The sequence below is a fragment of the Planococcus soli genome (assembly GCF_016881065.1).
Taxonomy (GTDB): Bacteria; Bacillota; Bacilli; order Bacillales_A; family Planococcaceae; genus Planococcus; species Planococcus soli.
On the sequence record NZ_WXYN01000022.1, the window covers coordinates 104,856 to 121,032 of the forward strand.

15 protein-coding genes are annotated in these 16,177 nt (G+C 45.9%); 11 read left to right on the forward strand and 4 right to left on the reverse strand.

The genetic code is table 11. The features are described from left to right. Nucleotides 1–156: 156 nt before the first annotated feature. Nucleotides 157–1,236 (reverse strand): S-layer homology domain-containing protein, encoded by a 1,080-nt coding sequence (locus GJB59_RS11790; RefSeq protein ID WP_142828199.1) that lies wholly within the window; start codon nt 1,234–1,236, stop codon nt 157–159. Nucleotides 1,237–1,876: 640 nt separating this feature from the next. Here GJB59_RS11790 and GJB59_RS11795 point away from each other — a divergent pair. Next, on the forward strand, nt 1,877–2,863 hold the full coding sequence (locus GJB59_RS11795) for an Abi family protein (RefSeq protein ID WP_236015647.1): 987 nt from the start codon (nt 1,877–1,879) through the stop codon (nt 2,861–2,863). Between the two features lie 17 nt (nt 2,864–2,880). Next, the gene (locus GJB59_RS11800) at nt 2,881–3,420 is read left to right on the forward strand and encodes a DUF1697 domain-containing protein (protein WP_142828203.1); all 540 of its coding nucleotides are present in this window, start codon (nt 2,881–2,883) and stop codon (nt 3,418–3,420) included. A gap of 37 nt (nt 3,421–3,457) precedes the next feature. Here GJB59_RS11800 and mug read toward each other — a convergent pair whose 3' ends face one another. Then, nucleotides 3,458–3,967 carry a G/U mismatch-specific DNA glycosylase gene (mug, locus tag GJB59_RS11805; protein WP_142828205.1) on the reverse strand — a complete coding sequence of 170 codons (510 nt, stop codon included), beginning with the start codon at nt 3,965–3,967 and terminating at the stop codon, nt 3,458–3,460. A gap of 38 nt (nt 3,968–4,005) precedes the next feature. Continuing rightward, entirely contained in the window at nt 4,006–4,218 is a 213-nt protein-coding gene (locus GJB59_RS11810; RefSeq protein ID WP_142828207.1) for a TM2 domain-containing protein, read from the reverse strand. Between the two features lie 238 nt (nt 4,219–4,456). Here GJB59_RS11810 and GJB59_RS11815 point away from each other — a divergent pair, with 238 nt between their 5' ends. The 7 genes from GJB59_RS11815 (at nt 4,457) to GJB59_RS11845 (ending at nt 12,248) form a co-directional block, all read left to right on the forward strand. Further along, the gene (locus GJB59_RS11815; RefSeq protein WP_142828209.1) at nt 4,457–5,110 is read left to right on the forward strand and encodes a hypothetical protein; all 654 of its coding nucleotides are present in this window, start codon (nt 4,457–4,459) and stop codon (nt 5,108–5,110) included. A 759-nt stretch (nt 5,111–5,869) separates the two neighbouring features. Beyond that, nucleotides 5,870–7,483 carry a glycoside hydrolase family 13 protein gene (locus GJB59_RS11820; protein ID WP_142828211.1) on the forward strand — a complete coding sequence of 538 codons (1,614 nt, stop codon included), beginning with the start codon at nt 5,870–5,872 and terminating at the stop codon, nt 7,481–7,483. Between the two features lie 564 nt (nt 7,484–8,047). Next, on the forward strand, nt 8,048–8,938 hold the full coding sequence (locus tag GJB59_RS11825) for a macrolide 2'-phosphotransferase (protein WP_142828213.1): 891 nt from the start codon (nt 8,048–8,050) through the stop codon (nt 8,936–8,938). A gap of 84 nt (nt 8,939–9,022) precedes the next feature. Further along, the gene (locus tag GJB59_RS11830; protein WP_142828215.1) at nt 9,023–9,898 is read left to right on the forward strand and encodes an AraC family transcriptional regulator; all 876 of its coding nucleotides are present in this window, start codon (nt 9,023–9,025) and stop codon (nt 9,896–9,898) included. Between the two features lie 221 nt (nt 9,899–10,119). After that, the gene (locus tag GJB59_RS11835) at nt 10,120–10,566 is read left to right on the forward strand and encodes an SRPBCC family protein (RefSeq protein ID WP_142828217.1); all 447 of its coding nucleotides are present in this window, start codon (nt 10,120–10,122) and stop codon (nt 10,564–10,566) included. 370 nt (nt 10,567–10,936) lie between these two features. Next, entirely contained in the window at nt 10,937–11,623 is a 687-nt protein-coding gene (locus GJB59_RS11840) for a vWA domain-containing protein (protein WP_142828219.1), read from the forward strand. A gap of 31 nt (nt 11,624–11,654) precedes the next feature. Next, nucleotides 11,655–12,248 carry a vWA domain-containing protein gene (locus GJB59_RS11845; protein ID WP_142828221.1) on the forward strand — a complete coding sequence of 198 codons (594 nt, stop codon included), beginning with the start codon at nt 11,655–11,657 and terminating at the stop codon, nt 12,246–12,248. Nucleotides 12,249–12,365: 117 nt separating this feature from the next. On the opposite strand, the gene GJB59_RS11850 is transcribed toward GJB59_RS11845, so the two are convergent. Then, nucleotides 12,366–12,854, reverse strand: a complete 489-nt coding sequence (locus GJB59_RS11850; RefSeq protein WP_142828223.1) for a BsuPI-related putative proteinase inhibitor — start codon at nt 12,852–12,854, stop codon at nt 12,366–12,368. 191 nt (nt 12,855–13,045) lie between these two features. Between GJB59_RS11850 and GJB59_RS11855 the strand changes: the two genes are divergently transcribed. Both GJB59_RS11855 and GJB59_RS11860 read left to right on the forward strand, forming a co-directional pair. Continuing rightward, the gene (locus GJB59_RS11855; RefSeq protein ID WP_142828224.1) at nt 13,046–14,257 is read left to right on the forward strand and encodes an aminotransferase-like domain-containing protein; all 1,212 of its coding nucleotides are present in this window, start codon (nt 13,046–13,048) and stop codon (nt 14,255–14,257) included. Between the two features lie 357 nt (nt 14,258–14,614). Beyond that, nucleotides 14,615–16,171 carry a class I adenylate-forming enzyme family protein gene (locus GJB59_RS11860; RefSeq protein WP_142828226.1) on the forward strand — a complete coding sequence of 519 codons (1,557 nt, stop codon included), beginning with the start codon at nt 14,615–14,617 and terminating at the stop codon, nt 16,169–16,171. Nucleotides 16,172–16,177 lie beyond the last annotated feature (6 nt).

Here is a 16,177-nt window from a genome sequence, read left to right on the forward strand (position 1 = left end):
GAAAAGCTCGGAGACAATTAATTGTCTCCGAGCTTTTGCTGACTTTAATAACTTCTGTTTTTACTACTTGTCCAACCCCTGTTGCCAGTGGCCGGACCGATTGAGATGATACACTGCTATTCATTTTGGATAGATTTTGTCTACAATCTGAAGATGTCATTCAACAGCAGTCAACTCTTTCGTTACAGTGCCATCCATTTTCACGGATTTCACTTCACCAAATCCTTCAACCATATAATAGATGTGCCCCTCTTCTAAAAATGCTGCATCAGCCGCAACTGTCACTTCAACAGCATCCGTAAACGTCTGGTACTGTGTTTCCACAGTCACTCCGATTCCAGTAATTTCGCGTAGAGCAGCGTACATCGTATCGGTATACCAAGCTTGCCCCATTTCCACAGGATACTCCAATTCGGTATACGATTCCGAATAAGGCAAGCCAAACGAATAATGCTCATGCGTTTCAAATTCGGTCGAGTCGGTCAACAATGCCCCATCTTCTTTGTGGATGCTCCATATAAAGCCCATCTCCAGCCCATTCCGCGCGGGTACATAATTGTAGACATGCCGCTCGATGCCGTACTCTGTATCATAGGTGTAGGTTTTCGTTTTGTCTCTCAAATAGGATTTCGGAATGGTGGCATCATTTTTGAATTTCGGTTCTAACCCGCGCGCCAAAAATGCAGAAAACTGGCCACGAGTCACAGCTGCATTTGGGCGGAATGTCTTATCCGGATATCCGATGGTAATGTTTGCCGCGAGTATTTTTTGCACGGGTTCATATGCCAGCATATTCGGTGTTACATCGGTGAAGCTTACATTTGCACGGAACGGAACAACGAATGACCGCGATAAAATAAAGGCAATTTCGGCTCGCGTAATCGTATTTTCAGGACGATAGGTGCCGTCTGGATAGCCTTCAATCAACTCTGCTTCCGCCGCTGCAGCAATGGAACCGCTCGCTTTATGGGAAGCGGGTACGTCTGGAAATCCCGTGTCGCGCGGCGTATCATCAAACTCTTTCAAGCGGCTGATCATAATTGCTGCTTCCGCACGCGTCACTCCCTTATCTGGCCGCATCGTGCCATCGGGGTAGCCTTTCAACACATCACGATTCTTCAAATAGGTGATTTCTTCATAAAACTCATGAGACTCCGGTAAATCGGAAGCCCCTTCGACAGGAAGTGCCAAACCAAGCATTAATACCAATACCGCCAATAACGATAACTTTTTCAATGCCCTCACTCCTTCTCCTTATTTCTCACCATTCCACGGACCATCAGGCTCGAATCATTCTAAACTTCCCAAGCAAACTTTTTTATTCACCCATACCCCTTATTGCAGAACATTAAAAGGGAAAGCATTTTTGCCTTTTTGTAAAAACCTTGCTTATAGAAGCCGGATTGAGGAAACAGACAGAGAAATCACCAATTATATAAGTTGAACTAATGATCTTCGCCTGTTGATATTCCACAAATCAGCTCCGCTTTCGGGCCCGCAGGATGCGGGTCATGCAGCTGGCGCCGAACTCACTCGGGCTTTTGGCCCGAGTGGATTTCTTGTATGCCGTTGCATCGCTGCGCTGTTCCCTTGGGAGTCTCCGCTGATTTGCTCCATACCCTTTATGAGTATAGTGAGCAAACAAAGGTTCACTTCGAATTCACTCTATCTCTTAGCGCCGGCGCGCCCAGGGGCTAGGCGAAGCAAGAAGACTGGCGCCCTTTGCCTGGCTTCTTGAGGGAGCATGCCCAAAGCGTCCGAAGCGTTGTGTAGAAGCTAGATTCTTTAGTTCAACATATATAGAATAGATTTTTTATTTTAGTGAGCAAGTGGTTTATAAATGGTGTAGTTTCGCTTACAGTAAAAGGAGATGAATATGCAAAGGATGAGATATGTGAAAGATTTTGCCTCCCACGACGAACAGCTGGAGATACTCGAAAAGCGGGGCTTAAAGATCACGGACAAAGCGGCTGCAAAACGGATTTTGTCGCGCGAGAATTATTATGCGTTGATTGACGGTTACAAGGATCCGTTCCTGGAGCATGATGAACGGATCAATCCATATGGCCTTGAGCAGTACCAGGCAGGCACCGAGTTCAGCCATCTGTATGCGCTGCACAGTTTTGACCGGAAGCTGCGGCTGCTTTTGCTGAGTGAATTGCTGAAGTTCGAAAAAAACATCAAGTCGAAAGTGGCATACCGCTTTTCCGAAAAGTTCAGGGAAGCGGGAAGCTTTTTGGGAGCTGGCAACTATAGTCCGGACAGTCGCCACCATCATGAGCGTGACCGCATCATTTCGACACTTGGCAATCTGATCAAAAGCCATAAAAAGCGGGACAAGGTGAGATATCCGGCTATCCGGGAGTTTTACGATAAGCATAAAGATGTGCCGCTGTGGGTGCTGGTCAATTTCTTGTCGCTTGGCCAAATTACTCATTTCTATGCCGTTATTGATGAAGAGCTGCGGGAACAGATTGCGAGTGATTTTGCGGAGGAATACAGTGAAGAGAATGCATCGATTTGTTTGAAGGCAAGCGATTTGGATGCCATCCTGCGCATTGTATTCCCGTACCGCAATAAATCTGCGCACGAGGAAGTGCTGTACCGATTCCATCTCTCTCACCCTGTGGAACTGGGCAGTGTCGAGTCGATGCTGAAAATGAAAAAAGGGAGCCTCAGCGGCGCTACAGTGTTTTCTGTGATATGCCTGCTTCAACTCGTGCTGGCAAAAGGTGAGTATGCAGTATTTTCGAAGAAAGTCGAAAGCTTGGTCAAGGAACTTGAAGAGTCGGTTCAGAAATCTGCATTTGCAAAAATTATGAAAGATGCCGGCTTTGACGTCAGTGGAAGCAAATCCTGTTAATTGAGGAGAGGATTCTGATGGTTTATGTGGCATTGCTGCGCGGAATCAACGTAGGCGGCAAAAACAAGGTGGGCATGAAGGAGCTCAAGCAGGCGTTCGAAAGAGTTGGGATGACGTCGGTCGTCACCTACATCAATTCAGGCAATATTGTTTTTGCTGCCGATATTCTCACTAAAGAACAATTAACACCAATTTTGGAACAGGCAATTTACAGCCAGTTCGAACTTCAAATTAAAGTGCTGATTTACAGCTCGGAGGAGTTTCAAAAAATCAACGCAGCCATTCCGGAAAACTGGTCAAATGACTCGCAAATGAAAAGCGATGTCTTGTTTTTATGGCAGGATCTGGACGAGGCAACCGTGCTGGACAGGTTGGTCGTCAAGCCCCAAATCGACCGCGTCAGCTATGTTCCAGGAGATGTCCTTTGGTCCGTGGATAAGGACCAAGTCACCAAAAGCGGCATGATGAAAGTCGCCGTTTCGGCTCTTTACCGGCGTATTACGGTCCGAAACGTCAATACCGTCCGAAAAATCGCGGCGTTGCTTCCGAAAACTTAAAAAATGTCGCCCTCAATTAGTGAGAGGGCGACATTTTTTATTTGTAACGGTTTAAACCACTGTAAATCTCGACAATATCATCCATCTTAATGCGGACTAAGCCGCTTGAGGATGGAGCGACATACTCAACAATGCCCGGAATGACCGGTGGTTGTTGCAGACCCCAAGAAACCGCCTTCCTTTTACTGAACTGCTGGTAAACGCCTTTTCCGACAAAGCAGACGGCTTTTGGCCGGAATTTCCGGATTTTCTGCTCCAGCAGCTCGGCGCCTTCCCTGTATTCCGCATTGGAAATCTCTGCGGCTTCTTTGGTCGGCCGTGCAACGATATTCGTCAGACCGTAGCCGAGAGTGAGCAGCTCGCTGTTTTCGTCAGGCCGATATTTTCGCGGCGTCAATCCAGCTTCGTGAAGGATCTTCCAGAACCGGTTGTTCGGATTTGCATAATGAAAGCCGGTTTCAGAAGAGCGGATGCTCGGGTTAAAGCCAACGAATAAAATTTTCAAACCTTCCTGCAGATGGTCAGGAATCGGTTCAAGATGCAGCATAGATTCTCTCCTTTACCGTGTAGAAACAGTAGGCTGCTTTAGCGTCTACCGTGTTTTTCCTGAAAAGTTTCTTCAGATTGAAGCAGGTACAAGATTCCTTCAATGATCCCGATAACTGCAGGGATCCCTGTCCAAAAGAACAGCAGGTAAAGAACTCCCATACCTGGACGCCCCAAATAGAATTTGTGTGCGCCAAAGTCGCCAAGGAAAATGGCGAGCAATGCCGACGCTAATTTGCTTTTTCTTTTCATATAGTATCATCCTTTCCAGATATACTACTATTCCCGAATTTCGGAAAGTTAACGGATGAAAAAGAAAAAGAATGTGGTCATTTTGCGTGCAGCTTACTTAAAGGATGAAAAGCAGTGTTGTAATGGACAATGAAAAAACGATATGCTTTTTATAGGTATTTATGATCGTGAAAATATGTTCATATAGTTCCCTTAATTTGTTATAATACTTGTATAATGAATAAATGGAGAGTGTACGATGCTGAACAACCAACAACGTGAATTTCGAAAAAAGATAAAAAGTGCGGAAAACAAAAAAGAACAGCATCATGACATTTACAGTTACCGTGACCAGCGCTTTACGAATGAAAAGCCGAGAAAGCGCAAAAAGCAGATTTTGCAAGTTGGCGGAGCGTTTGGAATGATCCTGCTGTTGTGGAATGTCTTTGCCTTTTCCACTTACTTTGCGCCAAATGGAGAGGCTGGTTTGTTATCGAAAGAAGAGCTGGAAGTGCATCAGTATATTGAGAAAAACAGCCAGGTGGAAATGGAATTGGCTGGCTCGATCAGCATGCTGGTTTCACTTTATAACGACAATCTATTAAGTTCAGATCAAATTGAGGAAGTCCGGCTGCAGCTTTTGGAGCTGCAACAGAAGATGGAGACAACAGATGAGCGGTTTATCGCGATGCACGCATATACCGATGAACAATTTAATCTTGCTTATCAGATGGCCAATGTGCTGAAACTGGGAAATTCAGAAGCGACGAACCGGGAACTTGCTTACATCATTGAGCAGCAAAATAAATTGCTGGAAAGAAGAGATGAGGTGCTTCTGAAGCTTTTGGCAAACGAAGGAATGACTTTTGAGCAACTGGAGGATGGCAGTATATCTTATGAGTATGGTTTATGAACGACATGATAGAAAGGGAGAGATTAGTTGTTCAGTTTTTTTAAGAAGCCATGCTCTTTATGCAAGAGAAAAATTGCTCCTTTAGCCACCTATTTGAATGATCGCGATGAAAAAATTCAACTATGCAGTCCGTGCCGGGAATATGCCGAGAGAAGAGCATATCGAAAAGTATGAAAAAGGAATGGACTTTTCTTTGACAGACTTGAGAAAATGGTCGGCGGTTGAACATATTCTTAATAACAGACGGCTATATTCCAGAAAATAGTATTTGCCCAATTCAAAGCAGATTCCTGACGCTCAGGAATCTGCTTTTTTGAGTTGAAGGTGAGAAAGTCTGTCCGAAGAATAAGGGGAAATATTATTTAAATATCACTCATATAGAATAAATCGGCCAATATAAGGAAGAAAGTAGCAGGCAAATAAAAATATACGAAGATGAAAACGGTACCATTAAAATAATGTTAGAAAACTTCACAAATAAGGTTTTTTTATTGTTGCAGCGGTTATAATGTAAGATATTCAAAAGAGAGAGGGTGGCTGCGCCAGCTAAAATCCACTAATAAAATGGGTCTGATAACTTGGTAATTTTTTGCGAACTCTGCTACACTATCAACTTGAAATTAATTTTCTAAGAAAATGTTGCTGGACGATGGAATAGATAGAGACGAAATAGACGATCGGGCATCTTCAAACGAAATCAGAGGTTACAGCCGATTGATGGATGGGGAGAATGGCCAAGGTCTTTGTGAGGGATCAGGTATGAACAAGAAATGGTGGAAAGAAGCAGTTGCATATCAGGTGTATCCGAGAAGTTTTATGGATTCGAATGGTGATGGCGTAGGCGACATCAACGGTGTGACCAGTAAGTTGGACTATTTGAAAGACCTTGGCATTGATGTGATTTGGATTTGTCCCATGTATAAATCCCCCAATGATGACAACGGCTACGATATTAGCGACTATCAGGCGATTATGGAAGAGTTCGGCACGATGGCGGATTTTGATCGCCTGCTTGAGGAAGTTCATGCGCGGGATATGAAGCTGATCATCGACTTGGTGATCAACCATACGAGCGACGAGCATCCATGGTTTATGGAATCACGTGCGTCGCGCGACAACGACAAGCGCGATTGGTATATCTGGAGCGATGAACCGACCAATTGGGAAAGTATTTTTGGCGGTACCGCCTGGGAGTACGATCAGGAAACGAAACAATATTATTTGCATTTATTTTCTAAAAAGCAGCCGGATTTAAACTGGGAAAACCCGGAAGTGCGGCAAGCTTTGTATGACATGGTCAATTGGTGGCTGGACAAAGGAATCGACGGCTTCCGTGTAGATGCCATCAGCCACATCAAAAAAGAGTTGAGCGATATCAAAGATCCGGAACAGAACCTGTATGTGCCGGCCTGGGAAAAAATGATGAATGTCAAAGGCATACAGCCGATGCTTGCAGAACTGCGTGATGAGACATTTGCAAAGCACGACATCATGACGGTCGGCGAAGCAAACGGTGTGCAGGCAGACAATATCGATGAATGGATTTCAGAGGATGATGGGAAGTTCAATATGGTATTCCAGTTTGAAAGCATGGGCTTGTGGGATACCGATGCGACAACCGGGATTGATGTGCCAAAGCTGAAAGAAGTGCTGACCAAATGGCAAAAAGCTGTGGAAGGCCATGGCTGGAACGCATTGTTTGTCGAAAATCATGACAAGCCGCGCATTGTCTCTTCTTGGGGGAATGATGAGGAGTACTGGCGTGAAAGCGCAACGGCCATCGCCACGATGTATTTCTTCATGCAAGGCACGCCGTTCATTTACCAGGGGCAGGAAATCGGCATGACCAATGCACCTTTTGAGGAGCTTGATCATTACAACGATATCCAGACCCATAGTCTTTACCATTTCAACCGTTCGGCAGGAATGGAGCACGACGACGTGATGACGATTATCAAGGCGCAGAGCCGCGATCATTCACGCACGCCGATGCAATGGGACGAAAGCCCAAATGCCGGATTTTCAAACGGTGAGCCCTGGCTCCGCGTCAATCCAAATTATGAGAAAATCAATGTTGCGGCGCAGCTGCGTGATCCGAATTCAGTTCTCTGGTTTTACCGGAAAATGATTTGGCTGCGCAAGCAGCAGGATGTCCTCGTTTACGGAAACTACGAACTGCAAGACGTCGGGCACGAATCGATTTATGCCTATACCCGCACGAATGAAGAAAAAACGGTATTGGTCATCACCAACTTGACGGAGTATTCCTGTTACTGGGACGAGCCGGAAGGGGCGCGTTGCCTGTTGAACAACTATGGCCAGCAGGATCCAAAGCAATTGCTGCCGTTTGAAGCGCGAGTTTATGAATTGTAAAAAGGAGACCCTGTCCTCAAGCGTTTTGCTTGAGGACAGGGTCTTTTTGGCGGAGATTTTCCGTGGATATCCGGAAATTTGCTATTGCGCAAACAAACTAGGGGATACCGCAAACAAACTAGGGGATACCGCAAATAAACTGGGTATTGTGCAAACAAACCCGAGGATTCCGCAAACAAACTCCGGTATTGCGCAAACAAACCCAGAAATACCGCAAACAAGCTCCCTGAAAGGTGAATAAAATTAGAAAGCAGGCTAACTTTATTCTAATAAATTGGGATAAAAATGGCTTCCAGCCTTTTTGAGGCTAAAAACAGAAAAAACCATCTTGCCCGAGGGCAAGATGGTTTCGATAGTTTGCGGCGTTCCAAGCCACGCTCCACAACGTGTTCCTAAAAGGAGTGCTTGTCCGTCTTACGCAAACGAGCTCATCGCGTAGTTAACAATAGAGCATCTGTTTCCATCTGTCAACTCCTCGGCTGCTAGCTGTGTTTTTTGGCGGATGGTAAAGGGAAGTTAGGAATAAAGGCAGCAATAGAGCAGTTTTTGAAAGGTGGGATTTTTATGGAAAGGAATGAAATTATAAAACTGGCGGAAAAGCACAACTTCATGATCGAAGGGCGCGATTGGGCGCTGAATCAATCCGGATTGGATTTTTCGGTAGTGCAGTTTGAAGATGAAAATGGCGTTTCCTGGATATTGCGCATTCCCAGAAGAGAAGACGTGCAAGATCAAGTCCTCAAGGAAAAAAGGATTCTTGATGTGGTTGTGCCGAACTTAAAGGTGCAGGCACCGAAATGGGAACTGGTGAATGATGAATTGATTGCTTACAAAGCTTTGCGCGGTGTGCCAGTCGGAACTTACAATCCTGAAGTGCAGCAGTTTGAATGGGGGCTTGACCCGAAGAATCTTTCCGACCGCTTTGTTTCATCCCTGGCAGAAGCGATGGTTTCACTGCATTCAATCTCTTTCGATAAAGTTCGGGAAGGGGGACTTCCCGTTCAGTCGATTAGTGAGGTTAGAAATCAGATGCAGCAGCGCATGGACAGAGTGAAGGAAGAGATGGATGTCGCAGACAAGCTGTGGAGCCGCTGGAAAAAATGGATAGATGAGGATTCATATTGGCCTGAGCAAAGCGGTTTTATCCATGGTGATTTGCATGCCGGGCATATGCTGATTGACAAACAAGAGCGGGTTACCGGTTTTATTGATTGGACCGAAGCACGTGTGGCGGATGTCTCCACTGATTTTCTGGGACACCTTGTGGCTTATGGTGAAGCAGAGCTGGACCGGTTGATTTTGGCATACGGACAAGCGGGCGGCAAGGTCTGGCCAAATATGAAAGAGCATATTATGGAACTTGCCACGACTACGCCGATCGACATTGCAGAGTTTGCCATTAAATCGGACAGTGAAGAATACATGGAGATGGCGCGAAAGATGCTGCAGGAATAAGGGCAACCGATTGTTTCCGTACACAGAAAATCGGATGCACCCGATTTGTTCCCCTTAGAATAAGATGAGAAAGGAGGGTTATGCATGGATATGCTGAAGGATATGAACGAAGCGCTGCGCTATATCGAGGAACATTTGGATGGAGAAATTGATTTTGGCAAAGTCTCGGCAATTGCTGGAGTTTCAGAATTTCATTTTCGTAAAATGTTTTCGTACCTGTCAGGCATGGGATTGAGCAGCTATATCCGCAGCCGGCGCTTATCGCAGGCAGCGATGGATCTGCAGCAGGAACAAGGACGAGTTCTTGATGTGGCCGTCAAATATGGCTACGATTCGGCTGACGGTTTCAGCCGTGCATTCCGCGAATGGTCGGGTATCAATCCATCGGAAGTAAAGCACAGCGATCACTTTAAATCATTTCCGCGCCTGACTTTCCAATTGACGATTCAAGGAGGAATAGAGATGGAATACCGCATCGCAAAAAAAGAGGCATTTAAACTGGTAGGAATAAAAAAACGGGTGCCCATCGTTTTCGAAGGACAGAATGAGGAAATCATAAAGATGGTGCAGTCCATCACAGCCGATCAGCGTGAACAGCTTCAAAAATGGCGCAATACGGATGTTGGCACTGTGGTTAATGCATCGTTTAATTTTGATGATGGACGCTATGAGGAAGAAGGACAGCTGGATCATATGGTGGGGTCGATCACAACATTGGAAGACAACTTTGAAGGCTTCGATGTTGTGGAGGTGCCGGCAGGGAGTTGGGCGATTTTCAGCATCGAGGGACCTTTTCCTCAAAAGCTGCAGGACACATGGGGGAAAATTTTCTCTGACTGGCTGCCGTCGTCAAATTATGAATTGATCGCGGGACCCGAAATTTCCTTTAACGGCGATTTGTCGGACCTGCAGAATGTATACAGCGAAATATGGATTCCAGTAAAGAAACGCCAGCAGTAAAAAACTCTCCACGCATCAATGGCTCTTAACAGCTGATAGATGTGGTGGAGATTCTTTATTGCAGAGTAGAATTGCGGCGCTGCCGAGCTCTTTTCTTTTACAATAATCCCAAAGGAGAATACTCTAAGCTTACATAATTGAAATCGGAGTTGGATGGCACCTCTACATAGCGCGGACAGGAGCAAACAACAATTGTCCGCAAAACCAAGGAGGAGAATAGCATGTGGACCATCCGAAAAACAATGGTGATCGATCGGCCGGTTAAGGAGATTTTTGGCTACGCCTCAAATCCTGTAAATTGGTATCAGTTTTATGTCGGACTTTCTGAGCCTGAGAATTTGGAGGGAAATGGCGAAGTAGGAACAACCATGGACATGAAATACACCATGCTGGGTTTGCATCTTCCCATCACATTGGAGGTCACCAAAAATTCGCGCGAAGGCAATAGCTGTTTTTGGAGCGGCCAAATCAAAGGTGCTGTCAGTTCAACTCAGTCTTGGACCTACAATGCCGAAGGAACTGGAACAGAAGTCAATCTCTACATGGAATATGAATTGCCCGGCAGTGTTCTTGGAAAAGTCGCCAATAAGCTGGTCGTCCAAAAACTCATGGACAATTCTTTGGAACAGACCATGAATAATCTGAAAGATATTTGCGAAACGGACTAGAAGCGATGGAGCTGTCTCATAACTACAAAAATATAAAACCGGCAAAGAAAAGCACTCCTTTTCGTTGCCGGTTTTTAAACGAGCTGGCGGGAATGGACGTCAGCCCCTTTTGGAACAGCCCCATGGCTTTTTTGTATACTCCTCAGATTCCAGCTGAGGAAAACTGGATTTAATGGAGAGAAGATAGAAAAAAGGGTGAGTCTTTGTACTTATTACAGCTTTAAAACCTTAATGGTAGAATGAGACTATTCAGAGCTCAAACGGTAGCGAAGTTGAACTTCACTGGAGCCGTGGACTATTGGAAAAGAACGCAAAATGGAGTGAGGCACAAATGAAAAAATAGAACTGGCTAGTTCTTATCGGTCTTTTATTGGCAGGCTGCTCGGAAAATGAAGAAGCTAAGGCTTCAAAAGAACCTGTAAGCGAAGAACAGCCGGCTGCAGAAGAAGCGGCAAAAGAAAGCGAGCCGGAAGTGGCAGAAGCAGCGATACATAATGTAGAAGAAATTGTGAAAGAAAAAGGAAAATACGACGCCCAGCAAATGACTGATCAGCAAAAAGATGAGTTGCTGGCAGAATTGGAAGCAGCGCCAGAAGGGATGACAGGAGAGCAGGCCTATTCTTTGGCGGTTTCGCTTGTGGCAGCGGATATCGAAACAGCTGCCGAGAAGTTTGAAGCGATCGACCCGGTGATCACCATCGATTCCTCAACACCGGAAGACAGCATTGAGGTGCCGGAACAGGAAACCATCAATGTCGCCATTTTGCTTGATGCAAGTGGAAGCATGGCAGGGCAAGTGTCGGGCGGTCAGAAGATGGAGCTGGCCAAGCGAGCGGTGCAGACGTATGCGTCCGATTTGCCGGAAGGCTCAAACATTATGCTGCGCGTTTATGGACATGAAGGAACCGGCACCAACGCAGACCGTGAAATGTCCTGCAGCAGCAACAGAGTGGTGTATGATTTGGGAGCGTATGAGGAGCAGGCATTCAGCGAATCATTGGACCAATTTTCACCTGCAGGCTGGACGCCTTTAGCGGGTGCGATAGGAAGCGGCTGAAGAAGATCTCAAAGAACAAAAAGGAGAGTATGTGCGCAATGTGGTGTATGTGGTCAGCGACGGCATCGAAACGTGCGACGGCGATCCAGTGGCAGCGGCTGCTTCATTGAATGCTTCGGATATCCAGGCAGAGGTCAACATTATCGGCTTTGACGTCGATAATGAGGGCCAAACGCAGCTGGAAGCTGTAGCGAAAGCTGGCAATGGACAGTACAAGTCCGTCTACTCGGAAAGTGATTTAAATGAGTACTTGAAACAAGAGTACAGCCGCCTTTATTTGGAATGGCTCGCTTGGGGCAATGATCGCTATATGGAAATCCTCACACAAAGCAATGATATTGCAGGGGATTTGCTGAAATACAACAATGAAATCTACGGCAAATCCTTGGCTGAAAACAATGAAATGCATAGTTTGCAGTATAGGCTGAACGAGCTTGGGAAGTTTAAAGACGACAAAGCAGTCGACAGATACAACGAGTTGGTCGACATCAGACACGATACTCTCACCCAATATTTCAGCCAGGAAAAAGAACGGAAAGACGCCATCCGCAAGGACCTGCATGAGCAGCTTGAGAAGAAAGTAAAAGAGACCGGTGAGGAAAAAGAAGAAGATTATGCTTCCTAATCTTATTTTCCAGGAGTAAAAGTCAGGTAGTTTTCAATTAAGAATAGAAGTGGAAAAAGCATTCCTGCTGCCCGAATAGGGTTTGGCGGAATGCTTTTTCTGTGTACTGGCTTCTTCTTATTCCACAACATGCTCTGTTGTCACTTCGTAGGTCTCGCCTTGTCTTGGTGTCAGCCAAGCGGTCAGTTCATAAGTGCCAGGTTCGAGTTCGAGCGCGGGAATTTCAAATTCATAACTCAGTTTATCTCCTTGATCCACAGCTTCTTCACCCAATGCCTGCATATACGTACTAACGGATGAAAAGAGAAAGACCTCTTCTCCGCTTTCATTTGCGAGGGAAAAATCGTAGCGCTGGCTGCTGGTGAAGTCGAAGGTCATCGCTTCTCCCGTCTCATTCGTTAAGCTATAGCGGTACGTATCGTCGTTGACTTGTTCAATATCAGGTTTCATTTCACCTTCTATGGTGCCGCCGGTTGATTCGTCGCCAGTGCCTGGTTCCGTCGCCGCAGGCTCTTCGGCAGAATCTTCCTGTTCAGTTCCGCAAGCGGCGAGAATCAGGCTCGCCAGGACAATCAAAAATATGCCAAGCCAAAATTTATTTTTCATGGATATGCCTCCTCGTATAGTAAGGAATAAGTGGATCACTTTAGCATAAGACCGTTGGAGGGAGGGAAAAGTTACATTTTCTGAAAGATGTATTTTGACGTCGCCCTACACATTGCGGTCCGCACCCTGTAGAATAAGGACTAAGAGATTTCACATTATTCCATCAGCTAGAAGAAAGGGGAACGGTCTAAGTGAAAAAAGATTTCCATTTTTCGAAAGATATTGAACTGGCATTTAAAAATGATCCCCCGGGCCAGTGGCTTTCCACTTTGCCTCCGGGATGCCTGCGCCTCAGTTCAGGCTACCCGGCGCCTGCATTAGTTCCTTCTGAAGAAATAAAAACAGCAGTAGCTCGTTTGCTGGATGAAGAGCTGGACTTGCCGCTTCATTATCTTGGCAGTCCACGGGTTCCTCAGCTAAAAGAATTTCTCCAAAAACGGATGGCGAAGCGTGGAGTGGCAGCGTCCGATAACGAATTGATCGTGACTTCCGGCGCCTGCCAGGCCATCGATTTGATTGCGCGCGTCCTGTTGGATGACGAAGCTGTCGTCGCTGTTGAATCACCAACTTATATGGAAGCGCTGGAGATTTTCCAAAACTATACAGAGCATTATATGGCCATCCCAATCGACGAAAATGGATTGCAGACCGAGCTGTTGGCGGACATGCTGGCAGACCGCAAAGAAAAAGGACAGCCGCTTCCTCGCCTGTTGTATACCATTCCAACTTATCAGAATCCGACGGGCACCACCTTGTCGCCTGAACGCCGCAAGCATGTACTGGAGCTTTCAGAACAATATGATTTCCTCATTTTGGAGGACGATGCATACGGGGAATTGGGCTTTCATGAAAGCCCTAGCCTGCTGAAGGCATTGGACACCAATAACCGTGTAATGTATGTGGGTTCATTATCTAAAGTGGTGGCTCCAGGAATGCGAATCGGCTGGGTAGTGGCGGACAGCTGCATAATCGATCCATTAAATTGGTTCAAGAAAGATCTGAGCCATCCGTTTGACCAGGCCACAATGGCGTCGTTTCTTGAAACGACTGATTTTGATGAGCACCTGAAATCCCTGACAAATGCTTACGAGTCTAAATGTGCAATTATGCTGTCGGCGTTGGAAGAATTTCTGCCGCCTGCGGTTTCGTGGTTCGTGCCAAAAGGCGGGTATTTTGTTTGGATCAAAATTCCGGGTATCGATACGTCGAAATTGCTTCCGGAAGCATTGGCCGCAGGTGTTTCGTTTGTACCCGGCAAATACTTTTTCTTGAATCAGCAGAATGGGCTCGAGTACCTCCGTCTATCATTCAGCTACGCCAATGAAGAAGAAATTGTCAAAGGTGTAGAATTGCTGGGCCAGGTAGCAGGTGTAAACATTCCGGCAGCTGAGGATGGAGAGTAAAGTCCTATGCTCTCTTTTGACTGTAGGAAGCAACGGAACTTTTAAAAAATGCTGGTTGGAGATTGCATAAATTATCGGCTTTTTACATAGTCCAGAAAAGTACATTAGAACTGTAACCAATTATAGAATAGTTTAAAGCCGTGCCCATTGAAGCCTTGATGGAGCGCGGTTTTATATTGTTTGCAGCTGAGCAGATTGGCATGCAATACAAATTGACTATATTTTCAGAATACTGTAAAGTTAATTATACGATTTAAGATAATATGGAAATATCTAGCGGCTATTCCGCCGATAGATATTTCTAGGGTGAGAGGAGAATTGGCTCTATAAAAAATGGCAACAGGAGGAGGAGATCGAATGAACATCACGGCATCACTCAGACAGAATGCTAAGCGCTTTCCGGATAAGATGGCCATCACTTGCGAGGGACGGACATATTCATATCAGGAGCTGAATGAAGAAGTAAACCGGCTGGCGAACGGGCTGATTGAATCAGGATTGCAAAAAGGCGACAAGGTTTCATTTTTCATGAAAAACTCTGATCAGTATGTCCTGGCTTTTTTTGCCGTACTGAAAGCAGGTGGTGTTGTGGTACCGGTCAATTGCCTGCTGAGTCCGGATGAGAGCGGCTATATTTTCAGCCAATCCGAAAGCAGGTTTATCTTCTGCGATAGAGAATTTGAACGCGTGATTGCCGAAGCGGTAAAACAGACCGATTCGCTCCAGCGGGTCATCGTCCATCCTGCCTCTGACAACGCCGAATACTTGGGCTGGGAAAGTATGCTGAGTGAAAATGCGCTTGAGCCTTCCATTGAAGTGCTGTGCACCGACGACGCTGAAATTCTGTATACTTCCGGCACTACTGGAAAACCTAAAGGTGCGGTATTTGATCATCAGCGTATCGTCAATGTTAGTACTTCGTTTGTTTTTGGAGTCGGAATTGGTGCCAATGACCGTCTTTTGCATGCCGTGCCGCTTTTTCACTCTGCTCAATTGAATCTCTTTCTGGTGACTGGCATCTTGCTTGGAACATCGAACGTCCTCTTGCGCGACTTTCATCCGGAAAAAGCGATTCAGGCCATCATTGAATTCGAAGTTACGGTTTTCTTTGGCTTGCCGGATATGTACAGCTCCTTGCTGCAAGTGCCGAATGCCGAAGAAGCTGATTTGTCTTCTGTCACCAAATGTATGTACGGTTCAGATCCGATTGATCCAGATCTCGTGAAAAAGGCAATGGACTTTTTCGGCCACCAGCAATTCTACAATCTTTGTTTGTTGACTGAAGGCGGTCCTGGCGGCGTCTTTCTATTGCCGGAGCAGCATGAACACAAACTAGGTTCCGGTGGAAAGCCGATGTATTTCACGGAAGTGCGGGTGGTGGACGATGAATTTCTGGACGTACAGCCTGGAACTATCGGGGAGTTTGTCATCAAGGGTGATTTGGTCATGAAGGAATATTACAACAAACCAGAGGAAACCGAAGAAGCATTCAGAAACGGCTGGCTGTTGACCGGGGATTTGGCAACCATCGATGAAGATGGATTTATCTCGCTTGTGGACCGCAAAGCGGATCGCATCATTTCTGCTGGAGAAAATATTTATTCCATCGAAGTGGAACGGGTCATCAATAGCCATCCACAAGTGGCCGAAGCGGCAACAGTCGGTTTGCCGGAAGAAGAATGGGGAGAAATTGTTGGTGTGATCATTGTGCCGAAAGAAGGCGAAACCATCGACGAAGAACAATTAATGGATTATTTCCTTGAGCAGCTGCCAGGGTATAAGATTCCGCGTAAGTACCTCCTAGCCGAATCCCTGCCGCGAAACTCTTCGGGGAAAATCATGAAATACCAATTGCGTGAACTGCACATCAGCGAATTCGAATGGTTCCGGAAAATTCCGGAGAGCCGCTATTAGGCCAAG